The organism is Spirosoma luteolum (assembly GCF_054778875.1).
Map to the genome: position 1 here is coordinate 880,562 of NZ_BAAGZE010000003.1, position 22,889 is coordinate 903,450.

Sequence of the window (22,889 nt, forward strand, 5' to 3'; positions counted from 1 at the left end):
CAGGCAAGGGCGTTCTTTTTGGAGAAAACGCTCCAGTACTGTATGCATGCCTCCCTCTCCCGCCGATCGTTTGTCCGGCAGGCCGCCCTCACCACGGCCGGTCTTGGCCTGGCACCATCGCTGCTAAACGCAGCCACCAGCCGTGACCGGGCGCCCCTGATTATCGGACACAACGAGTTTCGGTATCGGGTGGTGCCGGGCTGGGGCGTACTCGACGCGGGTAAAAACCCGGTCAACGACTGCCACGAGCTGGTGCAGGACGACCGGGGCCGGATTCTGCTGCTGACCAACGAAACCCGCAACAATATACTGGTTTACGATAAGTCGGGGCGGCTGCTCGACAGCTGGGGTCACGAATTTCCCGGCGGCCACGGCCTTACCCTGGGCGGCAGTGGTTCGGAGCAATACCTGCTGATCTGCGACACCGACCGCCACCAGGTTATCAAGACCGATCTGACGGGCCGGACGCTGCTCGTGATCGATTACCCGCGCGAAACGGGCCGCTATGCCTACCCTACCCAGTTCAAACCGACCGAAACGGCCATCAACCCGGCTAACGGCGATATCTACGTGGTCGACGGATACGGGCTCAACTACGTGACGCAGTATGACCATACGGGCCGGCTGATCCGGCAGTTTGGCGGCCGGGGCGACACCAACGAAACATTCGACTGCTGCCATGGCATTGTGGTGGATACGCGCCGACCCGACCGCCCCACGCTGCTCATTACCGACCGGCGCCACAACGCCCTCAAGCGGTTTACCCTCGATGGAACCTACCTGTCGACCATTGCCCTGCCTGGCTCCTACATCTGTCGGCCGGTAATCCGGGGAAACATGCTGTATGGTGCTGTGTTTCGCAGCACCTCCGACGCGTATCCCGATTCGGGCTACCTGCAGATTCTCGACGAGCACGACCGCGTGGTATCTACCCCCGGCGGAACCCCTCCCAGCTACGCTGGTAATGTGCTGGCCGAGCAGCGTAAAGACAAACTGAGCGGTGCCGTTTTCCTGCACCCCCACGACGTGCTGGTCGACGAAGACGACAGCCTGTACGTAGCGCAGTGGAGTTCACAGAAAACGTATCCCATCAAGCTGGAGCGGGTTGCCTAGCGTATTCGTTCATACTCTCTTATGCCTGTTTTACTGCTCACTGCCCCGCCGGCCGACTGGATGCTTTTCATTGGCCGATTCCATCCACTGCTCGTTCACCTGCCTATCGGCTTCCTGCTCATAGCCGGTCTGCTCGAAGGCAGTCGCCGGCTGGGATTACTCCCGGTCGATGATCGGATCATTACAACTATTCTTTTCTGGTCGGCACTGGGCGCAACGGCCTCCTGCGTAGCGGGCTACCTGCTGGCGCAGGGGGGGGGCTACGACGCCGAACTTCTCACCGAGCACCAGTGGCAGGGCATTGGGGTAGCGGCCCTGTCGTGGCTGGCCTGGGCGCTTAAGTCCGACTGGCTGGGTGAACGCATTCCGTTCGGGCTGGCGCTTTACGGGCCAGTGCTGCTGTTGGCGCTGCTGCTGCTCGGGGTGGCCGGTCACCACGGTGGTTCGCTTACCCACGGCACCGACTACCTGAGTCAGTACACGCCCGGCCCCCTGCGAACGCTGGCCGGACTACCGCCCCGCCCGGCAGCCGTCGTTGTGAAGCCTATTACCGACATGCAGCAGGCGCTGGTCTACGATCAGCTGGTTAGCCCTATCCTGCAAAGCCGCTGCGCCCAGTGCCACAACGCCGAGAAAGCCAAAGGAAATTTGCGGGTCGATTCGCCCGATCGGCTCCGGCGCGGGGGCGACGATGGTCCGGTGCTGGTGGCCGGCCAGGGAGCCAGCAGCCCCATGGTGAAGCGCTGCCTGCTGCCCGAATCGGACGACGACCACATGCCCCCCAAAGGCAAACCCCAACTGACGCCCGAACAGGTAGCCCTGCTCAGCTGGTGGATCGATCAGGGTGCTCCGTTCGACAAAAAGGTAAGCGAGCTGACAGTTACCGATCCCATTAAACCCATCCTGGCAATGTATGGCCCAGGCCAGCCAACCACGGCTACCGCCAGCGTCGGCCCCGCTCCCGAAGCCCCCGTGCTGACCCGGGCGGTGCCCCCCGCCGATCCGGCCGTTCTGGCAACCCTGAAACAGGCCGGCCTGCTCGTACTGCCCCTCGCCACGGGCCAGAATCAGCTCGAAGTCAGCGCCGTAAACAACCGGACGTTCAACGATGCCCAGGCAGCCGCCCTGCTTCGCCTGCGCGATCAGCTAGTCTGGCTGAAGCTGGGCAGCACCGAGCTGACCGATGCCGGACTGGCCGTTGTTGGTCAGCTGAAAAACCTCCAGAAACTTCAGCTCCAGCACACCCGCATCACCGATGCCGGCCTGGCCCGCCTGGCCGACTTACCTAACCTCGAATACCTGAATCTCTACGGTACCGCCACCAGCGATGCCGGGCTGGCCAGTCTGGCCCGGCTACCCCGGCTCAAAACGCTCTATCTGTGGCAGACCAACGTTACCGAACAGGGCATTGCCCGGCTGCAGAAAGCCCAGCCGAAACTGACGATCGATCGGGGCACGACACCATCAGCCGCACTGGCCAAAACAGAAGCCCGTTGAGCAACACAAATCCGCTTTATTTTAATTTTTTTTATAAATACTATTCTCTTTCTACGTAAATTGCCTTCGCCGGCTCCGTAACGCCACCCTGTTAACGTTCACTGTCCCTGTTGAATCGCTATGCGAGCGTTTACTGCCCAGCTCGTGGTCGTTGCCCTGCTCACGGGCCAGCTTGGCTGGCTGTCGGCCTGCACGGAATCGGTCGAAGCCCCGGCCGATGTAACGGCGGCTTCGGCGCAACTGCCCGAAACCATCGATTACAACCTGCACGTAAAGCCCATTCTGTCGGATCGGTGCTTTGCCTGCCACGGCCCCGATCAGGCCAAACAGCAGGCTGGCCTGCGACTCGATACACCCGACGGTGCGTACGAAGCCCTCGCCCAAAGCGGCCATACGGCTATCGTACCGGGCAAACCGGCCCGCAGCGAACTGGTTCGCCGGATTTTAAGCACCGACCCCGACGAAGTGATGCCAACCCCCAAGTCGAATCTGGTGCTCACGGCCGGGGAGAAAGCCATCTTGTTGAAATGGGTTGAGCAGGGAGCCGTTTACAAACCTCACTGGTCGCTGATTGCCCCGACCCGGCCTGAGCTGCCAGCCGTGGCCAACCAAACGTGGGTTCGCAACGACATCGACCGGTTTGTGCTGGCCCGTCAGGAGCAGCGACACCTGTCGCATGCGCCCGAAGCCGATCGGCTCACCCTGCTCCGGCGCGTCAGCCTCGATCTGACCGGCCTGCCGCCCACCCCCGCCGAAATCGACGCGTTTCTGGCCGACCAGTCGCCCAATGCCTACGAACGGGTTGTCGACCGCCTGCTGCGAAGCCCGCACTATGGCGAACGGCAGGCGGTCGACTGGCTCGATCTGGCGCGCTACGCCGATACACACGGTTATCAGGATGACGGGCTGCGCACCATGTGGCCCTACCGTGACTGGGTAATCCGGGCCTACAACCAGAACCTGCCGTTCGATCGCTTCGTAACCTGGCAGCTGGCGGGCGATCTGCTGCCCCACCCAACGCAGGATATGCTTATGGCAACGGCGTTCAACCGCAACCACCAGCAAAGTCAGGAAGGCGGTATCGTCGATGAAGAATATCGGGTGGAATACGTGGCCGATCGTACCAATACGTTCGGCAAAGCCATGCTGGGCCTGACCGTCGAATGTGCGCGCTGCCACGACCACAAGTACGACCCCATCAGCCAGAAAGATTATTACGCCCTGTTTGCCTTCTTCAACAGTAACAACGACCGGGGCAAAATTCCCTACAATGGCGAAGCCGCCCCAACCATTACCCTGACCAAAGCCGAAACGGAAGCTAAGCTGCGGTTTATTCGGGAGAAGCTGACACCCCTCGAGCAGACGCTGAACCCCAACCGACCCGACTACCAGCAACGGTACAGCCGGTGGCTGGCAACGGCTGCCCCCGATGCGCTCGCCCCTGACCAGGGCCTGATTGGCCATTATTCGTTCGATGAGCCCAACCGGGCCGATATTGGCGCGTACGTAAAGGCGCAAAACGAAGCCCGGCAACGCGACGACGCCCGCCGGAAAAAACAGGCCACCAAACCAGCGGCTTCCAGGCCCAAACCCCTCACCCGAACCGAGCTGGAGAAAGATCCGCGCAACGCCTTCGCCAACCAAGTCAACGACACGCTGCCCGCCCGGCTGGGGGGCGACCCCGACAAGGTGCCCTATCCGGTAAAGGGGCGCTTCGGTATGGCCCGTTACCTGCCCGGCGACAGTCAGATTGAGCTGCCGGGCAATTTTGCGGCCTTCGAGCAGAACCAGCCCTTTACCATCAGCAGCTGGTTCAACCTGGCCAAACCCGGTATGGCCGCTACGCTGCTAGGACGCACAGCCGGCCCCATGGACGGCCAGCGCGGCTATCAGCTCGACCTGCTGCCCGATGGTCGTCTCAAACTACTGTTCAGCCATGTCTGGCCCGACAACGCCATCGACCTAGAAACCGTTGAGCGCGTGCCCGTGAAACGGTGGTTTCAGGTGGCCTTTGCCTACGATGGCAGCGGTAAAGCCGCCGGGGTATCGCTCTACCTCAATGGCCGCTCCCTGCCTACCCGCGTGCTGGCCGATCACCTGATTCACAGCATGGTATGGGGAAAAGGCAAGACCCACTGGGCGCAGTACCCGTTTATGATTGCCCGGATGCACGATGATTATTTCAAGGATTTTGCGGTGGATGAACTGCGCATCTACAGCCGTGCCCTGACACCGCTTGAAATTCCCCGCCTGGCGGGTCGGCCCGATGCCTTGACGGCAGCCCTTCGGACACCCGCAACCCGCCGAACCTCCGTTCAGCGAAGCGGCCTCTACCAGTATTACGTTACGACCCTCGACACGGCCTACCGGACAGCCCGCACCCAGGCGCTCCGGCTGCGGGGCGAGCGCCTGATGCTCTACAACGAATCGGATCAGGTAATGGTCATGCACGAACGTAAAACACCCCGGCCCACCTACATCCTGAACCGGGGCGCCTACGATGCCCACGGCCCCCGGGTAGATCCCGCCACGCCGGCCCAGCTGATTGCCCTGCCCGACAACCTGCCCCGCAACCGGCTCGGCCTGGCCCAGTGGCTGCTGCTGCCCGACCACCCGCTGTTTAGCCGGGTAGCCGTCAACCGCATCTGGCAGCAGTATTTCGGACAGGGACTGGCTAAAACCAGCGATGATTTTGGCAACCAGGGATCGCTGCCCACCCATCCCGAACTGCTCGATTACCTGGCCGTCCGCTTCCGGCAGGGGGCCGATGGGGTTAGTCCCTGGAATGTAAAAGCCCTGCACCGGCTCATTGTGCTGTCGGCTACCTACCGGCAGGCCTCTCGCGTATCGGCCGGGGCCCGCGAGGCCGACCCCGACAACCAGTGGCTGACGCGGGGCCCCAGCTACCGCCTGCCCGCCGAGCAGGTGCGCGACAATGCACTGGCGGCCAGTGGCCTGCTGGTCCGGCAGATTGGCGGCCCCAGTGTACTGCCGTACCAGCCGGCAGGTATCTGGGAGGCCCTGGCCACCCGCAATGCCGTAAAATATGTGCAGAACCACGGCGACAGTCTGTACCGGCGCTCGCTGTATACGATCTGGAAGCGTTCGTCGCCGGCGCCCATGATGCTTAACTTCGACGCGGCCGAGCGCCACACCTGCATTGTCAAACGGCAGAAAACCAGTACCCCGCTGCAGGCGCTGGTCACCCTCAACGATCCGCAGTTCGTGGAAGCCGCCCGGGTGCTGGCCCAGCGGCATAGCCCGACCAGCCCCCCCGCCCAGATCATCGACAGTTTTTTCCGGGCAGTTGTCAGCCGCCCGGCCCGCCCGGCCGAGATCGACCTGATGCAACGCCTGTATGCCGATGAGCTGGCCGATTTCCGCCGGCATCCCAGGCGGGCAGCCGACCTGCTGGCCGTGGGCGAATATCCCGTTGACCGCACCCGGGACCCCCATCAGCTGGCCGCCTGGACCCTTGTTGCCAGCACGGTGCTAAACTTCGACGAAGCCATCATTAAACGATAAGCCATGGCCGACCTGCACGATCAGCTCCACGACCAACTGAGCCGCCGGACCTTTCTGGGCCAGACCAGCGCCGGCCTCGGCACCATTGCCCTGGCCTCGCTGCTGAACCCGGGCCAGCTGTTCGGCAGCCCCGCCCCCGGCGTGGGCAAGCCGCATTTTCCGCCTAAGGTCAAGCGGGTGATCTACCTGTTCCAGAGTGGGGCCCCCTCGCAGCTCGAATTGTTCGACTACAAGCCTAAATTACAGGCCATGTGGGGACAGGACTTACCCGAATCGGTGCGGAAAGGGCAACGTCTGACGGGCATGACAGCCGGGCAGAGCCGCTTTCCGCTGGCAGCCTCGCGTTACAGCTTCGGGCAGTACGGGCCGGGGCGCATGTGGCTCAGTGAGCTGCTGCCCCATACCCAGCGGATTGCCGGCGACCTCACCTTCATCCGGTCGATGCACACCGAAGCCATCAATCACGACCCGGCCATTACGTTTTTTCAGACCGGCAGCCAGCAGGCCGGCCGGCCCAGCTTCGGCTCCTGGATCAGCTACGGCCTCGGCTCCGACAATCAGAACATGCCTGCCTTTGTGGTACTGCTCTCGAAAGGCCGCGACGGCGATCAGCCGCTCTACGCCAAACTCTGGAGCAATGGCTTTCTGCCCTCGGTGCACCAGGGCGTTGTGTTCCGGTCGGGACCCGACCCCGTCTACTACCTCAACAACCCGCCCGGTATCGACCGGACCAGCCGGCGCCGGATGCTCGATTACCTGGGCAAGCTGCACCAGCAGCAGTATCAGCAGGTGCTCGACCCCGAAATCAACAGCCGGATGGCACAGTACGAAATGGCCTACCGGATGCAGGCTTCGGTACCCGAAACGATGCGTATCGCCGACGAGCCCGACTACATTTTTGACATGTATGGGCCCGAAAGCCGCAAGCCCGGCACCTTTGCGGCCAACTGCCTGCTGGCGCGCAAGCTGATCGAAAAAGACGTGAAGTTTGTGCAGCTCTACCACCAGGGCTGGGATCAGCATGGCAACCTGCCCAACGACATCAGGATTCAGGCAAAAAGTGTCGATCAGCCCTCGGCCGCCCTCATTCAGGACCTGAAGCAGCGGGGCCTGCTCGACGATACGCTGGTGATCTGGGGGGGCGAGTTTGGGCGGGGCAGCTATTCGCAGGGCAAGCTCACCCGCGACAACTACGGCCGCGATCACCATCCGCGGGCGTTTACGATCTGGATGGCCGGGGCCGGTATCCGCAAGGGGCTGGTGTACGGGCAGACCGATGAGTTTGGTTACAACGTGGTGCGCGACCCTGTTCATGTTCACGATTTCCAGGCCACGGTGCTACATCTGCTGGGCCTCGATCACGAAAAACTGACGTTTAAAAGCCAGGGCCGACGCTACCGGCTGACCGACGTACACGGGCAGGTTATAAGGCCGCTACTGGCCTGACCCTGTTGTCATTGGCCCCCGCCCCGCCCTTTGCCCGGCCCGGCGGTGCCATCAGGCCTAAAAAACATCTTCCGGAAAAGCCACGTTGACAACGCGTGGCTTTTCTATTTTGCACCCCATGCAGCAACAACTCGAAATCTGGATTCGGCAGCTAATCCGCTGGGCTGGCTATGTGCCCAACCGGGATTTATCGGGCTGGGTTCTTCTGACCTCCGCCATTCTGATCGGCCTGGCCGTCGATCTGGTTATTACCCAGACACTACGGTTTGTGGTTCGCCGGCGCGCGTTTCAGACGCTCCTGATCTTAAAAGAGCATCTCCGCTGGGCGCTCTGGACATTTATACCGTCTCTTTTTTTTCTGCTGGCCACCAATATTCAGTCGGAGCGATTCCTGCGCCGGCACCCCGTGGCCGATAAGACAGCCGAAATTCTGTTTCTCATCACGGGCACCTGGCTGGCAGTACAGGCCCTGAAGGTTGGTGAGCTGATTCTAATCCGGCGCTATGATACCTCCAAAGACATTAACCTGTCGCAGCGGAAGTTTGTCACGCAGGTGCGCTTCGTCCGGCGCATCGCCGTGTTTGTGGTACTGCTGGTGGGTGGCTCGCTGTTGCTGATTTCGTTCCAGGGCAGCCGCAAGGTGGGTCTCAGCGTGCTGACCTCGGCCGGGGTAGTGTCGGTACTGATTGGTTTTGCCGCCCAGAAAACGCTGGCCAATCTGCTGGCGGGCATCCAGATCGCCTTCAATCAGCAAATCCGGCTCGACGATGCCGTGGTGGTGGAGAAAGAGTGGGGACGCATCGAGGAGATCAACCTGACCAACGTCATTGTCCGGCTCTGGGATCGCCGGCGCATGATTCTGCCCATTACCTACTTCGTGGAAACGCCCTTCGAGAACTGGACCCGCTCCGACGCGTCGATTACGGGGGCCGTGCTGCTTTACCTCGACTACAACGTGCCGGTCGAGCGTGTCCGGGCCAAAGCCCGCGAGCTGGCCGAAGCCGATCCGCTCTGGAACAACGATGTGTTTGCGGTACAGGTGGTCGATACCCAGCCCACCTGCCTGGTGCTGCGTGTGCTTTTATCGGCCGCCGATGCGCCGTCGGCGTTTGATCTGCGCTGCCATATGCGTGAGAACCTGATTGCCTTTCTGCGCGACGAATACCCGCAGAGCCTGCCCCAGACCCGCATTCGGCTGGCCGACGACTGGCGGCCAATGGACAGCCAACCGCCAGCGCCTGATGCCCAGGCCTGACCCCATGTGTCTGTTGCCCAACCGATCCAACAAAAAAGGGGGAGCAGCCCGTTGGCCACTCCCCTTTTCCACTATCGGCCAGTTAGATGCTACCAGCCCGGATTCTGCGTTAGCCCGTTGTTTACGTCGCGCTCCCGTTGCGGAATTGGGAACAGGTTGTTCCGGTCGATGAAGGTACGCTGCTCCCGCTTGAACCGCAGCGCATCCCCCGCCGAATAGTCGGGGATATCGTTGAGGTCCTGCTCCGAGCCTGCCGCGCCAAACGAAGGAATGGGAGCCGGTTTGCTGCGGGCCAGCGACGCACCGTAGGCCGGCGTGTTGAGTACCAGCTTCCCGATGTTCCACCGGCGCATGTCGAAGAGGTGGATGCCTTCGCCCGCCAGTTCAACTACTTTTTCGCGCCGGATCAGCTGCTTCATCTTCGGTACACTGGCCGCCGTAACGGCATCGACCGCTGGCATACCGGCCCGCCGACGCACCAGATTGACCGCGTTGACCACCGACGCGTCGAGCTGGCTCTGTTCGATTTTCGCTTCGGCGTAGGTCAGCAGCAATTCGGCGTAGCGCATGTAAACAAAGCCTGTTTTAGCCGTAAACATATCCTGCGCATCGTCGAGCGTGTATTTGCTCCAGAGCAGACCCAGTCCGTTTTTCACCGGCCCGAACGCGTTGGTCAGGTCGACGTTGGCCCCGTTGCCCCAGGTGTTGGTCGTAAAGTTGTAGAAACTCGAATTGGTATCGTAGATATTGAATACCGTCCGGCGCCGGGTGTTACTGGCGGTAGCCGTAATGGTGTCGCCATCCATCGACACAGTGTATTTCAGCCGGGGGTCGCGGTTGCGGTTGGGCCGCGCCGGATCGTACAGCGTCGACTGGTCGATGCGTTTCCCGTCGATCGCTTCAAAGCGGTCGGCCAGGGCCTGCAGCGGAAAGCGGCCCGTCTGACCCGACAGACTCCGTGAGCCCTGCCCCAGCGCGACGTACGATACCGGGAAGGCCTGATCCTGCGGCAACACCAATTCGAAGAGGATTTCCTTGCCGGCATTGGCCTGCTGACCGGCCAGCGTAAACAAATCCTGGAAACGCGGATTGAGCCCGTAGGCCCCACCGTCGATTACTTTTTTAGCCGCCGTGGCAGCCGCTTCGTTGCGCCCCAGCAACAGCGCCAGCTTGGCCTGAACGCCATAGGCTACCCCCCGGTTTACCCGGCCCCGCTCCCGCGAGGCCCAATCCAGCTTAGCGGCAGCATCGTCGAGATCGGCCAGTATGAAATCGCCGATTTTGGCGCGATCGGTGCGGGTCAGGGTGTAAAACTGGTCGACGGGTAGCGGATCGGTATAGAACGGCACATCGCCATACAGCCCGATCAGGTTGTAATAGGCCCACGCCCGCAGCACCTTGGCCTCGCCCACGGTTCGGTTGTAAACGGCCGTTGTTACCTTGCTCCTGCCTTTTTCGGCACCGGCCACCACCACGTTGGCCTGCGCAATGGTCTGGTACATAAACTGCCAGAAACTCGACACAACCCCGTTGGTCGCATCGTAGGAACCCGACGCGATCCCGGGCGTCCGTTCGAGCCCGATGTCGGTGTAAAGGTCGTAGAGCGTCTGCACGGGAATATTGCTGCCACTGGTTGTCCAGTAGTTGGCATTATAGACCCCCGTCAGGGCCAGGTTCATTTCGGCTTCGTTGTTGAAATAAGTGGCGGCAGCCGGCGTGTCGAGCGGCTGGCGGTCCAGGTAATCCTGGCAGGCCGTCAGCGAGCACAGTACCCCGGCCAGAAGAACTATTTTTTTCATGAGTCGTGTCAGCATTTGAGCGTGATTGCAGCGCCATCGGTCAGCGCTGCGCTTGATGGGTCAGGGTCTAGAAGCGCAGGTTAAGCCCGGCGGTTACGGTGCGCATGACGGGGTAAAACTGCCCGTCCTGATCGTCGCGTTCGGGGTCGAAGCCCTTCACAAACTGGGTAAAGGTCAGTAGGTTCTGGCCGCTCACGTATACCCGCACCGAGTTGATACGGGCCTTTTTGGTCAGCCCCGTCGGGATCGTATAGCCCAGCTGTACGTTCTTAAGCCGCAGGTAAGCCCCGTTCCGCATCCAGTAGTTCGAGTCGCGCCAGTTGGCCGTGGCCTGATCGGTGGTCAGGCGGGGGTAGCTGGCGCCGGGGTTGGCAGGGGTCCAGTTGTCGCGGTGAACAGCGAAGGCAGTGGAAATAAAATCGGCCGAATAAAACGCCCAGGCGCCCGTACCGCTGATGTAGTTGTCGCGTTTGCCCACACCCTGAAAAAACACGTTCAGGTCGAAGCCCTTGAAGGCCAAATTGGTGTTCAGGCTGTAGGTATAGCGGGGGTAGTTGTTGCCCAGCACCACTCGGTCGTAGCCATCGATCTTGCCGTCGGGTTTGCCATCGACCCCGCTGATGTCTTTGTAGCGGATATCGCCCGGCGCCGTATTGGCCAGAATATAAGGCGTTTTGGCATCGCCATCGAGGGCGTTGGCAGCATTTACCTCATCCTGGTTCTGGAACAGCCCATCGGCCACGTAGCCGTAGTAGGACCGCAACGGCTGACCGGGCGTCGAGATAAACCGACCGCTGATGATGTCCTGCCCGGCCAGATCGAGCACCTTGTTCTGCACGTCGGAGATGAGCCCCGTTACACTGTAGCGCAGCCCACCGGCCCGGTTGGCGTAGGTCAGGCTAACTTCCCAGCCATTGTTCTGCATCGAACCGGCATTGATGTAGGGAGCCGACAGACCCGTGTAGAGCGGAATGGGGCGGGTAAGCAGCAGGTTGCTGATTTTGCGCTGAAACACATCGACCGTAACGCTCAGGTTTTTCACCAGCGTCAGATCGATCCCGAGGTTAGCCTGCGTCGAGGTTTCCCAGGTAATGTTGCCGTTGGCCGCGGCCGTTTGCCCCACGCCAAAGTTCAGCCTGTTGTTGAAGTAATAATTCAGGCCCTGCGTCAGATTGGCGGCAAAAGGGTAATACGCATCGGGCAGGTTCTGGTTGCCCAGGCTGCCGTACGAGGCCCGGATTTTGGCGAAGTTCACGATCCGGCTGGCCCCCTGCATGAAGGCTTCGCGGCTCAGCACCCAGCCCACCGACGCCGACGGGAAGAAACCCCACTGGCGATCGTTGGCCTGTGAAAACCGCGACGAGCCATCGTAGCGACCGTTTACCTCGAGCAGGTATTTATTGTCGAAGTTGTAGTTGAACCGGCCGAAAAACGCAGCCAGGGCATACTCCGACGAACTACCAGCGTTGCTCTGGTTGCTGGTGCCGACGTTCTGATAGGGCTGGTCCGACGGCAGATCGGTCCGGCTGGCGCTCAGGCTCTCCGTTACGAAATCTTCGGCCTGGAAGCCCAGCAGCAACCGAAAGTCGTGCATGCCAAGGGTTTTGTAGAGGTTCGTTTGCACCAGGTAGTTGTTGAGCCGAAACCGCGAAATAGCATCCTGAATCTGGTTCTGACCGGGGTAGTTCGCCACAAAGTCGAGCGCGTTGGTGGTCAGGTTGGGCCGATACACGCCGTAGTTTTTGAGGTACCGCTTCTGCACGGCCTCGCGGGTGTTGTTGGAGAACATGGCCTCTACATCCATGAACGAGAACGGCCGATAGGTGAGGTTGGCCCGCAGAATGGTGTTGGGCCGCTGAAACCGATTAAACCCGCTGGCTTCGGCCTGCCCGATGGGGTTACGGAAGTTGCTCTGCGCACCATCGCCATATTGCCCGTCGCCAAACTTACCGGCCCCGATCGAGGGGTAGCCCAGCATCTGCCGGATAATGAATTCGGCCGAGGTGCCGCCCGGCTGCACTTCGGTCGAGTTGGTATAGATCAGATCGCCCTGAACGCTTAGTTTCTCCGATACCTTGATGTCGGAGTTGAACCGCATGTCGTAACGCTTGTAGCTCGTATTCTGGGTCAGCCCCTGCTGGTTGAGGTACGTACCGGCCGCGTAGAACTTGAACCGGTCGGAACCCCCGCTCAGGTTGAGGTTGTGGTTCTGCATCAGCCCGCTGTTGGTGAGTACCCCGGCCTGCCAGTCGGTATCGATGTAGCGGAAATTATCGGGCGCGTTGGCCTTGTAGGCATCGATCGTAGCCTGATCGAACTCGGGCTTGGCCGATGCGCCCGAGGTGTTGGCCACCGCCTGGTTGCGCAGCTTCATGTACTCGACCGTCGACACGCGTTCGGGCAGCGCCGTGGGTCGCTGCCCCGACACGAAGCCGTTGTAACTAACCTGAATGCCCTCGCCACTACCCCGACGGGTTTTTACCACAATAACACCGTTGGCAGCCCGCGCTCCGTAGATCGCCGTCGACGCGGCATCTTTCAGCACACTGATGCTTTCGATGTTGTTGGGGTCGATGTTGTTGAGCGTTTCGAGCGAGTTGGGCTGCTGCGGTACGTTGTCGATCACGAGCAGCGGAGTGGTGTTCGATGAGATGGAGCCGATACCGCGGATGCTGATGCTGGCGCCGTCGGCACCGGGCCGGCCCGATTGCTGGCTCACCGTTACGCCCGGTGCCAGCCCCTGCAGCAGGTTAGACGCCGTAGCTACCTGCCGCGTCAGTAATTCGTCACGTTTGATTGATGAAACGGCGCCCGTCAGGTTGGCGCGCTTTTGTGTGCCGTATCCAACTACGACTACCTCATCGAGGTTGCTGCTGCCGGCTGCCAGCTGCACATCGATGGTGCTGCGGCTGCCTACCGCCTGCTCGGCCGGCGTGTAGCCGATGAAACTAAAGATCAGCGTGGCGCCGTTGTCGGCGTTGATTGCGTAGTTGCCTTTGGCATCGGTAACCGTGCCGCGGCTGGTGCCTTTAATAGCTACCGAGACGCCCGGCAGTACCTCCTGGCTGGTCCCGTCGGTGACCCGCCCCGTTACGGTTCGCTGCTGGGCCAGCAAGCCCGACAGCCCCCCGATTATCCATAAAAAGTACGTGAGTAACTCTTTTTTCATAAACAGTTTGTTTTGAGTTTAACCGCTAAAGATAATCCGGCCGGAACAGGAGTCAACCGTCTTTGGGTTATCCAATAGATTAAAGCGGATAAACGGCAGATGCCGTTTGCAAGCCTTTTTTCAATGCTCAGGCTTTCTTTTGTCTATTTTCAACACTTATTTATCTCATTCTCAACATGACCGCTCACGATATTGCCACTGCTTACTACAATGCCTTTAATCGCCGGGACTGGACTGCCATGCTCGATCTGCTGGCCGACAATGTCCGCCACGACAGCAACCAGGGCGATTCGCGCTACGGTAAGGAATCCTTTGCCGCTTTTCTGCAGCATATGGACGATTGCTACGACGAAACCCTGACCGAACTGGTGGTGATGACCGAACCAACGGGTACCCGCGCGGCCTGCGAGTTTGTGGTAAACGGCACCTACAAAAAGACCGACGGCGATCTGCCGGCGGCCAATGGTCAGGCTTATGTACTGCCCGCCGGCTCATTTCTGGCCATCGAAGGCGATAAAATCACCCGCGTGACAACCTACTACAACCTGCCGCTGTGGGAATCGCTGGTGACTAAAGCGAGCTAAGCGTGACAACAGCCTCACCCCTGCGCTACAACCGGCTGACCGGCCCAGCTATCCGATCGGTTTTTGAGCCTCTGGCTGCCCTGCGCATCGCTGTCTTCCGCGATTTTCCTTATCTGTATGAGGGAACGCTGGCCTACGAAATGGGTTACCTCGACACTTATGCTCGCTCGGACCGCTCGTTTCTGCTCACGGTAACCGACGGCGACAGGCTGGTTGGCGCTACGACAGCCATTCCGCTCACCGACGAAACCGAGGAGGTGCAGCAACCCTTTCGGGACGCTGGCTATGCGCTGGACCGGGTCTTTTATTTCGGGGAGAGCCTGCTGCTGCCTGCCTATCGGGGGCGCGGCCTGGGGCATCGCTTTTTCGACGAGCGCGAAGCTCACGCCCGACAATTCGGCACGTTTGATCTGACCTGCTTCTGCGCGGTGCAGCGCCCCGACAGCCATCCGCAACGCCCCGCCGATTACCGCCCCCTCGACTTGTTCTGGCGGGGGCGGGGTTACCAGCGCGAACCCGCCCTGACCAGTACGTTCTGGTGGCCCGACATCGGCGAGACCGAATCGACACCCAAGCCGATGCTGTATTGGGTCAGGGCCCTGCAGCCCTAAACAGACCGGGGGGCGAGCCTTGTGGCCCGCCCCCCGGTCTGTTTGTTTATACGCAGCGTTACTCTTCCCAGCCAAACGAGCGTTCGATGGCTTTTTGCCAGCCCCGCATCAGCCGGGCCCGCTCCGCTTCGTCCATCCGCGACTCATAGGTGCGGGCGATGCCCCAGTTCTGGCGCAGATCGTCGAGGTTTTTCCAGTAACCCACGGCCAGGCCGGCGGCATAGGCAGCCCCGAGCGCCGTTGTCTCGGTCATGCGGGGGCATATTACGGGGCCGCCGAGCATATCGGCCTGAAACTGCATCAGCAGGGCGTTGCCCACCATGCCGCCATCGACCCGCAGCGAACTGAGCGACACGCCCGCATCCTGCTCCATGGCTTTCACCACATCGACCGTCTGATAGGCCGTGGCTTCGAGCACGGCGCGGGCGATATGCCCCTTATTGACGAACCGGGTCAGTCCGGCAATTACACCCCGGGCGTCGGCTTTCCAGTGGGGGGCATAAAGCCCCGAGAAGGCCGGCACGAAATAGGCTCCGCCGTTATCGTCGACCGAGCGGGCCAGGGCCTCGATGTCGGTGCTTTTTTTAATCATGCCCAGGTTATCGCGCAGCCACTGCACCAGCGCCCCTGTGATGGCCACACTGCCTTCGAGCGCGTAATGCACCGGTTGGCGCTCAAACTGGTAGGCTACGGTGGTCAGCAGCCCGCAGGTCGAGGGGCGCAGATCGGTGCCGGTATTCATAAGCAGAAAGCAGCCCGTGCCGTAGGTGTTTTTGGCCTGGCCGGGCTCGTAGCAGGTCTGCCCCACCAGCGCGGCCTGCTGATCACCCAGGATACCGGCAATGGGTACGTCGGGCAGCACTTCCGACGCAACCGTGCCATAGACCTGGCTACTGGGCCGGATAGCGGGCAACATGGCACGGGGCACCGTGAAGGCCTCCAGCAGCGACTCGTCCCAGTCGAGCGTTTTCAGGTTCATCAGCTGCGTGCGGCTGGCATTGGTCACGTCGGTCAGGTGCAGGCCGCCCTGGGTACCGCCGGTCAGGTTCCAGACCACAAACGTGTCCATGTTGCCAAAGAGCGCGTCGCCCCGTTCGGCATCTTCCCGTAGCCCCGCCACATTATCGAGCAGCCACTTCAGTTTGAGGCCGCTGAAATAAGTGGCGAGTGGAAGCCCAGTCTGATCGCGAAACCGATCCTGTCCGGCACTGTCGGCACCGGCAAACTGCGCTACCAGATCGGCCGTACGCATGTCCTGCCAGACAATGGCATTGTAATAGGGTCTGCCCGTCCGGCGGTTCCAGGCTACCGTGGTTTCACGCTGGTTAGTGATGCCGATGGCGGCAATGTCGAGCACCGACAGGCGCGCTTTGATCCGGGCCAGCGCAATGACTTCGAGGGTATTGCGCCAGATTTCGTCGGGGTCGTGTTCGACCCAGCCCGGCTGCGGATAAATCTGTTTGTGTTCTTTCTGGGCCAGCGACACGATTTGCCCCTGGCGATCGAAGACGATACAGCGGGTGCTGGTGGTGCCCTGGTCAATGGCGGCTACATACGATGACATGGGTGGTTTTGTTTCGGCGTTTAGGAGGTACTGTTTACCCGGTAATGGCCGGGCAAGATACGCGGAATGACGGGAAGATCGACGCCCCGGTTCAGGGCCAATAAATGCCCCTCCGAATTCGTTAACGTAAGACCCGCCCGGATTTCTGCTATCTTGGGCGCGGAAACGTTTTTCGCTGATCGATCCGTATGAGAATCAATACGTTGCCTGCATTGCTGGTCGTGTGGGGCCTGACAATGGGGCTTTCGGGCTGCAACTCGGCTATGCAGGCCTACAAAAAAGGTGTCCGCCACTATGATGCCGGTGAATACAACCTTGCCCTGACCCAGTTCGAAAAAGCAGCCAGCGGCACCATCGACCCGGCCCGGCTCAACTATTACATAGCTGAATCGTACCGCCTGTCGAACCGGTTTGGCGAAGCGGTTCCCTACTACCAGAAAGCCCTCGACGCCAAGACCACCGAACCCGACGCCCGGTTCAATTACGCCTACGCACTGAAGTCGCAGGGGCGCTATCCCGAAGCGCTCGATCAGCTGCAGCAGTACGTGGCGTCGGCGCCCAAAACCACGCCCAAGCCAGTTCTCGACAAAGCCCGGCGCGAAATCGAAACGCTCAGGGCCATCGACCTGATCGCCCGAAACAAGTCGATGATTACGCTGCGCAACGTGGGTGCGCTGAACTCAGCCAATTCCGAGTTTGCGCCGGTGGTACGGGGCGACGAGCTGATTTTCACGGCTTCACGCAAGCAAACGACCTATAAGAACAACGGCCAGCCCATGCTGGGCCTGTACCGCACCAAACTGCCTCAGTCCCCCGACGAAACGGGTACGACTGCAGCGCCGGCGGCTCCCGAGCCGTTTAGCACCAACGTGTTCCAGGGCGACGTGAACGAAGGCACACCGGCCTTCTCTAAAGACGGCAAGATGATGGTGTTTGCCCGTGGCAACAACGGCAAACGCAGAGGCGGCCTCGATGTCGACCTCTACCTGAGCCGGCTGGGCGAGAACAACACCTGGAGTCAGCCCCTGCGCCTGCCCATCAGCGACTCGACCGCCTGGGATGGGTCGCCCGCTTTTTCGGGCGATAGCAAAACGCTTTACTTTGCCTCGAACCGGGCTGGTGGCGCGGGGGGCATCGACCTCTACCGCACCAGCATCGATGCATCGGGCCGCTTTGGCCGGCCGGTTAATATGGGCCGCGACATCAACACGCCCGGCGATGAGTTGTTTCCCTACGTGGGGCCCAACGCCCGGCTGTATTTTGCGTCGGACGGGCACCCCGGACTGGGTAAACTCGATGTGTTCGTAGCGACCCGCTCGGGGGGCGTCACGCGGGTGGAAAACATGGGCCAGCCCATCAACTCCCCCGCCGATGACTTTGGGCTCATCTACACCGGCGAGGCCAGAGGCTTTATGGCCTCGAACCGTACCGGCGGTAAAGGTGACGACGACATTTACTTTTTCCAGGAAGGCCCCGCACCCGATACCACGACCATTGCCCAGAACCCACCCGCCGATACCAAAACGGTGCGCTACTTTCTGGCGGGTACGGTATCGGCCAACGAAACGCCGATCACCCCCGTCGACTCGGCCCGGGTGCGGATTCTGGACGATGCCACGGGACAGCCGATTGCTGAAGTTACCACGGGGCAGGGTGGCACGTTTGGCAAGTACCCGCTGCAGGAAGGTAAAGACTATACCATTCTGGCCGAGCGCAAGGGCTATCTGACGCGCCGGGAGCCGTTTACGATGCAGGGCAAAGCCATTCCGCCGGTGTTCCTGACCAAAGCCCAAACTGACACGACGTTCAACGTGGCCATTCTGCTCGACAAGGCAACGCTCAACAAAACGTTTGTGCTGGAGAACATCTACTACGACCTCGACAAATTCAACATCCGACCCGACGCGGCCGAAGAACTCGACAAGCTGGTTACGATTCTGAAGGATAACCCGACGCTGAAAATCGAACTGAGCTCACACACCGATGCCCGCGCCAGCGACGCCTACAACAACAAGCTGTCACAAAACCGGGCCCAGTCGGCCGTCGAATACATTGCCTCGAAAGGCATCGACGCCAGCCGCATGGTGGCGAAGGGGTACGGCGAAACCCGCCTGATCGTGAAGAACGCACGCACGGAAGAAGAACACCAGCGCAACCGCCGAACCGAGTTCAAGATTCTGGAGCTGTAAGGCAACCGGCTTAGGCTAACCCAGACAGGGGGCCTGCCCGTGCTTGTGCACGGCAGGCCCCCTGTTTCGTTTCGGTGCTGCAGGTGGTGTGTGACCGGCCGCGTATCCAAATGCCCGATTACGCTGACTACGCAAACAGTTGATGGGTCTTGCGCATTATGCATACAACACGTTAACCACTACACAGATGAGCGATAAACTACGTCAGTTTCTGGTCGTTTTCACGATCATCGGCCTGATCGTCATGAACGGGCTGTCGAATACGGGGGCGTTTGGTGGCCAGACCAATGCCACGATCTCCGCCAAATACCACACCCTGATTACCCCGGCCGGCTACGCCTTTTCGATCTGGGGTATCATTTTTCTGGGCCTGTTGATTTTTGCGGTTTATCAGGCCCTGCCCACGCAGGCTGCCAATCGGCGCTTCCGGGCCGCCGGGCCGTGGATCATCCTGAATGCCATCTGCAACGCCATCTGGAGTCCGATTTTCAATCAGGAGTGGATCGGCGTAGCGCTGCTGGTTATTCTGGTCATGTTTTTCAGTTTGCTGATGGTGATCGAGAAACTCGAGATCAACCCCCGCACCGATACGCCTGACCCCGCGCCGGCCCGCGAAACGTGGCTGGCCCGCATTCCGTTTCTGATCTATTTCGGCTGGCTCACCGTAGCCACCATCCTGAACATCACACTGTACCTGAAAGCGAGCGAATTTCCGCTCATGGACCTGCCCGAAAGCACCTGGGCATCGGCCATTCTGGTCGTGGCCCTCGTGGTGGGCATCTACCTGTTCAACCGGTACCGCAGCGTGGCTTACATGCTGGTGTTTGCCTGGGCATACAGCGCCATCGCCGTGGCCCAGACCGGGCAGGGCAGCGTACCGACCGTTGCCATTGGCGGGGCCGTAGTCGCGACGGGTATGGCCCTCGCGGCCCTGTTCTCGCGCCGGACACCCGCCGTCGGCTAAACCGAAACCTGCTCGCGCAGGTAGGCAATCATGGCCGACAGCGCCCGGGAGCGGTGGCTGATCCCCCCCTTTTCGACACTGGTCATTTCGGCGAATGTTTTGTCGTGCCCGTCGGGCAGAAAGAGCGGGTCGTAGCCGAAGCCGCCTGTGCCCCGGGGCGCGTCGATAATAGTGCCGGTTACGACGCCTTCGAACTGGTGCTCTACCCCGTGCAGCAGCAGCGTAAACACCGTGATGAAGCGGGCCCGGCGGTTAGGCTTACCGGCCAGGTTGGTCAGCAGCTTCTGTATGTTCTGGCCCGCATCGCGGCTACCCGAATAAAAGGCAGAATCGACGCCCGGCTCGCCGTTCAGCGCGTCGACCTCCAGCCCCGAATCGTCGGCAAAGCACGAAACGCCGAAGTGCTTCCAGACGTACTCGGCTTTCTGGCGCGAGTTGCCGGGGATGGTGCCCGACGTTTCGGGCAGTTCATCGGTGCAGCCAATGTCGGCCAGTGATTTCAGCACGAAGGCATCGCCCAGCAGAGCGGCCACTTCAGCGCGTTTGTGTTCGTTGTTGGTAGCAAAACAAAGTTCCATGCGTATGCAGACAGGTATAGAACAGGGTTCAGGACGAGGCCGCCGGAGCGCCAGATCCTGAACCCTGCGTGTTGGTTAGAGACTTGATTTACCGGCGCCCCCGGCCACCCCGACGGTTCTCACCTTTGGGCGCCGTACCTTCTTTGCGGCCCCGGCTGCTGCCGGCGCTGCTGCGTTTGGCGCTCGCGCCCGATGAGCGACGGTCGCCCTCGCGCCGGCCCGTGCTGTTCCCACCATCGGTTATGCGGCCTGCCTTATCGCTGACCAGGGCGAAATCCATGCTCCGACGGCCCAGGTTGGTTTCTTTGACCCGCACCTCAACAGCATCGCCGAAGGTGTACATCTTTTTGGTACGCTGCCCAACGATGCGGTAGTTCTCTTTGTCGAACTCGTAAAAATCGTCGCTCAGGTCCTGCATCCGCACCAGCCCCTCGCAGTTGTTCTCGGTAATTTCGACAAAGATGCCAAACTCCGTAACGCCCGAAATAACACCGGCAAACGTACGGTCGGCATCCATGCGGCTCATAAATTCGACCTGCTTGTACTTGATGCTGGCCCGTTCGGCATCCGACGCCATTTTTTCGCGGGCCGACGCATGCTTGCACTGATCTTCGAGCGGATCACGATCGGCGGGCTTACCCTTGTCGAGGTAATGCTGCAGCAGCCGGTGCGCCATCATATCGGGATACCGCCGGATGGGCGACGTGAAGTGCGAGTAGCGCCGGAAAGCCAGCCCAAAATGGCCCAGGTCTTCGGTGCTGTAGCGGGCTTTCGACATGGTCCGGATGGCCAGCTGCGACAGCATCCCGGCTTCGGGTTTGCCTTCGATGCTGGTCATGAACCGGTTCATCGAGTTCGACAGGTGTTCGTCGTCGAGTTTGAGTTTATAGCCCAGCCGGCCGGCAAAGTCGGCAAACTGTTGCAGGCGATCGGCGTCGGGGCCTTCGTGCACGCGGTACACCATCGTATTTTCTTCGCCCCCTTTGTTGCGTTTCGACAACAGGTGTACGTATTCGGCCACACGCTTGTTGGCCAGCAGCATAAACTCTTCAATCAGCTTGTTGGTATCCTGCCGCAGCTTGGGATAGACCGACAGCGGCACGCCGTTCTCGTCGAGGTTGAAGCGTACTTCCACCGTTTCGAAGTTGATGGCGCCGTGTTTGAACCGCTCATCGCGCAGCATGTAGGCCAGCTCGTTGAGCAGCTGCAGCTCCGACAGGTAATCGCCGTTGCTGTTGTTCAGAATATCCTGCGCTTCCTCATAGGAGAAGCGTCGATTTGAGTGAATCACTGTCCGACCGAACCACTCCCTGGCGATGCGAGCATCGGGCGTCAGCTCAAACACGGCCGAGAACGTCAGCTTGTCTTCGTTGGGGCGCAGCGAGCAGAGACCGTTCGAGAGTTTCTCCGGCAACATCGGCACCACCCGGTCGACGAGGTAGACCGAGGTGGCCCGTTTGTAGGCTTCTTCTTCCAGCCGCGAGCCGGGCAGTACGTAGTGTGTCACGTCGGCAATGTGAACCCCGATTTCGTAGTTACCGTTGTCGAGCATCTGCACCGACAGGGCATCATCGAAGTCTTTGGCATCGACGGGGTCGATTGTAAACGTGGTCACGTCGCGCATGTCGCGCCGTTTAGCCAGGTCTTTCTTCAGAATTTTGGTCGGGATGGCTTCGGCTTCGGCTTCTACCTCGGCTGGAAAGTCGATCGGCAGGCCAAACTCCGCCAGGATGGCGTGCATCTCGGTGTTGTTCTGGCCGGCCATACCCAGCACCGTCACCACTTCGCCTTCGAAGCGCTGCTTACTGCTCCTGGGATCGGGAAACTTGGTGAGCCGCACAATGACTTTTTCGCCATCGTTGGCCGCACCCAGTTTCTCTTTCGGGATAAAAATATCGTCGTAGATCTTCCGGCTGTCGGGAATGACAAAGCCGTAGGTTGGCCACACCTCGATACGGCCCACCAGTTCGGTACGGCCCCGCTCGACCACGCTGGCCACCTTACCCTCGGTTCGGCGGCTGCGGTTGCGCGAATCGGTAAAGAGTACCACTTTTACCCGGTCGCCATCGACGGCGCCGTTGAGGTCGTCGGTCGACACCCAGATATCGTCTTCGCGATCGCCCCGGGCGCCGGTCGGGCTGATGGGGCTCACAAACGCAAAGCGGGAATTAACGTGGTCGACCGTGCCTTCGATCAGATTGGCATCGGGTTCGGCGCGGAAGGTGCCGTCGGGCTCGCGCAGCAGCGTCTTCTCCCGAATCAGTTCGCCGATCAGCCCGTGCATCAGCAGGCGCAGTCGCCGGTCGCCGGTGTCGAAGTGCTCCAGCACCTGTTCTTCGCTGAATGACTGTGTATCGTTGATCTGAAAAAACGCCATAATCTCGTTTTTCAGTTCGTCCAGAAAGCCATCGCCCTGTTGAATGGGGCGGGCTGCGCGTTCTACGCCTTTCTCGCGGGGCCGGGTCGTTGCCGACTGACCTTTGGCGGGGCGTGCATATTGATTGGATTTAGGTTTTCCGTTTCTCATTGTGTAGTGTCCTGCTCCGGGAGCAGGGCTGTAAAATAAAGGAGCACAGGGCTCCGTATTCAGAACTG

General features: G+C 60.6%; 14 protein-coding genes. 9 read left to right on the forward strand and 5 right to left on the reverse strand.

Translation table 11 applies throughout. The features are described 5' to 3' along the window. Positions 1 to 42: 42 nt before the first annotated feature. The 5 genes from ACYVAC_RS06415 (at position 43) to ACYVAC_RS06435 (ending at position 8,836) form a co-directional block, all read left to right on the forward strand. On the forward strand, positions 43 to 1,113 hold the full coding sequence (locus ACYVAC_RS06415) for an NHL repeat-containing protein (protein WP_461096770.1): 1,071 nt from the start codon (positions 43 to 45) through the stop codon (positions 1,111 to 1,113). 21 nt (positions 1,114 to 1,134) lie between these two features. Next, entirely contained in the window at positions 1,135 to 2,610 is a 1,476-nt protein-coding gene (locus ACYVAC_RS06420) for a c-type cytochrome domain-containing protein (RefSeq protein ID WP_461096771.1), read from the forward strand. A 120-nt stretch (positions 2,611 to 2,730) separates the two neighbouring features. Next, the gene (locus ACYVAC_RS06425; RefSeq protein ID WP_461096772.1) at positions 2,731 to 6,135 is read left to right on the forward strand and encodes a DUF1553 domain-containing protein; all 3,405 of its coding nucleotides are present in this window, start codon (positions 2,731 to 2,733) and stop codon (positions 6,133 to 6,135) included. 3 nt (positions 6,136 to 6,138) lie between these two features. Next, positions 6,139 to 7,581, forward strand: a complete 1,443-nt coding sequence (locus tag ACYVAC_RS06430) for a DUF1501 domain-containing protein (protein ID WP_461096773.1) — start codon at positions 6,139 to 6,141, stop codon at positions 7,579 to 7,581. A gap of 118 nt (positions 7,582 to 7,699) precedes the next feature. Further along, complete coding sequence (locus ACYVAC_RS06435; RefSeq protein WP_461096774.1) at positions 7,700 to 8,836, forward strand: mechanosensitive ion channel family protein; 1,137 nt, start codon at positions 7,700 to 7,702, stop codon at positions 8,834 to 8,836. Positions 8,837 to 8,925: 89 nt separating this feature from the next. Here the strand turns inward: ACYVAC_RS06435 and ACYVAC_RS06440 are convergent, their stop codons facing one another. Then, a complete protein-coding gene (locus ACYVAC_RS06440) occupies positions 8,926 to 10,635 on the reverse strand; it encodes a RagB/SusD family nutrient uptake outer membrane protein (protein ID WP_461096775.1) in 1,710 nt (569 codons plus the stop codon). Positions 10,636 to 10,702: 67 nt separating this feature from the next. Then, a complete protein-coding gene (locus tag ACYVAC_RS06445) occupies positions 10,703 to 13,804 on the reverse strand; it encodes a SusC/RagA family TonB-linked outer membrane protein (protein WP_461096776.1) in 3,102 nt (1,033 codons plus the stop codon). A gap of 176 nt (positions 13,805 to 13,980) precedes the next feature. Between ACYVAC_RS06445 and ACYVAC_RS06450 the strand changes: the two genes are divergently transcribed. Further along, positions 13,981 to 14,388, forward strand: coding sequence for a ketosteroid isomerase-related protein (locus ACYVAC_RS06450; RefSeq protein ID WP_461096777.1), 408 nt, complete (start codon positions 13,981 to 13,983; stop codon positions 14,386 to 14,388). A 2-nt stretch (positions 14,389 to 14,390) separates the two neighbouring features. Further along, positions 14,391 to 14,999, forward strand: a complete 609-nt coding sequence (locus tag ACYVAC_RS06455; protein WP_461096778.1) for a GNAT family N-acetyltransferase — start codon at positions 14,391 to 14,393, stop codon at positions 14,997 to 14,999. Positions 15,000 to 15,057: 58 nt separating this feature from the next. On the opposite strand, the gene glpK is transcribed toward ACYVAC_RS06455, so the two are convergent. Beyond that, positions 15,058 to 16,563 carry a glycerol kinase GlpK gene (glpK, locus tag ACYVAC_RS06460; protein WP_461096779.1) on the reverse strand — a complete coding sequence of 502 codons (1,506 nt, stop codon included), beginning with the start codon at positions 16,561 to 16,563 and terminating at the stop codon, positions 15,058 to 15,060. Positions 16,564 to 16,751: 188 nt separating this feature from the next. Between glpK and ACYVAC_RS06465 the strand changes: the two genes are divergently transcribed. Both ACYVAC_RS06465 and ACYVAC_RS06470 read left to right on the forward strand, forming a co-directional pair. Continuing rightward, the gene (locus ACYVAC_RS06465) at positions 16,752 to 18,752 is read left to right on the forward strand and encodes an OmpA family protein (RefSeq protein ID WP_461096780.1); all 2,001 of its coding nucleotides are present in this window, start codon (positions 16,752 to 16,754) and stop codon (positions 18,750 to 18,752) included. A gap of 187 nt (positions 18,753 to 18,939) precedes the next feature. Continuing rightward, positions 18,940 to 19,716, forward strand: a complete 777-nt coding sequence (locus ACYVAC_RS06470) for a tryptophan-rich sensory protein (RefSeq protein ID WP_461096781.1) — start codon at positions 18,940 to 18,942, stop codon at positions 19,714 to 19,716. Here the strand turns inward: ACYVAC_RS06470 and rdgB are convergent. Further along, positions 19,713 to 20,294, reverse strand: a complete 582-nt coding sequence (gene rdgB, locus ACYVAC_RS06475) for an RdgB/HAM1 family non-canonical purine NTP pyrophosphatase (RefSeq protein ID WP_461096782.1) — start codon at positions 20,292 to 20,294, stop codon at positions 19,713 to 19,715. The genes ACYVAC_RS06470 and rdgB overlap by 4 nt on opposite strands. Positions 20,295 to 20,382: 88 nt before the next feature. Next, positions 20,383 to 22,821 (reverse strand): ribonuclease R, encoded by a 2,439-nt coding sequence (rnr, locus tag ACYVAC_RS06480; protein WP_461096783.1) that lies wholly within the window; start codon positions 22,819 to 22,821, stop codon positions 20,383 to 20,385. Positions 22,822 to 22,889: the final 68 nt, after the last annotated feature.

Bases quoted from the DNA above. Each gene is read 5' to 3' on its own strand.
- ACYVAC_RS06415 (WP_461096770.1), top strand. From the start codon at position 43: ATGCATGCCTCCCTCTCCCGCCGATCGTTTGTCCGGCAGGCCGCCCTC.
- ACYVAC_RS06420 (WP_461096771.1), top strand. From the start codon at position 1,135: ATGCCTGTTTTACTGCTCACTGCCCCGCCGGCCGACTGGATGCTTTTC.
- ACYVAC_RS06425 (WP_461096772.1), top strand. From the start codon at position 2,731: ATGCGAGCGTTTACTGCCCAGCTCGTGGTCGTTGCCCTGCTCACGGGC.
- ACYVAC_RS06430 (WP_461096773.1), top strand. From the start codon at position 6,139: ATGGCCGACCTGCACGATCAGCTCCACGACCAACTGAGCCGCCGGACC.
- ACYVAC_RS06435 (WP_461096774.1), top strand. From the start codon at position 7,700: ATGCAGCAACAACTCGAAATCTGGATTCGGCAGCTAATCCGCTGGGCT.
- ACYVAC_RS06440 (WP_461096775.1), bottom strand. From the start codon at position 10,635: ATGAAAAAAATAGTTCTTCTGGCCGGGGTACTGTGCTCGCTGACGGCC.
- ACYVAC_RS06445 (WP_461096776.1), bottom strand. From the start codon at position 13,804: ATGAAAAAAGAGTTACTCACGTACTTTTTATGGATAATCGGGGGGCTG.
- ACYVAC_RS06450 (WP_461096777.1), top strand. From the start codon at position 13,981: ATGACCGCTCACGATATTGCCACTGCTTACTACAATGCCTTTAATCGC.
- glpK (WP_461096779.1), bottom strand. From the start codon at position 16,563: ATGTCATCGTATGTAGCCGCCATTGACCAGGGCACCACCAGCACCCGC.
- ACYVAC_RS06465 (WP_461096780.1), top strand. From the start codon at position 16,752: ATGAGAATCAATACGTTGCCTGCATTGCTGGTCGTGTGGGGCCTGACA.
- ACYVAC_RS06470 (WP_461096781.1), top strand. From the start codon at position 18,940: ATGAGCGATAAACTACGTCAGTTTCTGGTCGTTTTCACGATCATCGGC.
- rdgB (WP_461096782.1), bottom strand. From the start codon at position 20,294: ATGGAACTTTGTTTTGCTACCAACAACGAACACAAACGCGCTGAAGTG.
- rnr (WP_461096783.1), bottom strand. From the start codon at position 22,821: ATGAGAAACGGAAAACCTAAATCCAATCAATATGCACGCCCCGCCAAA.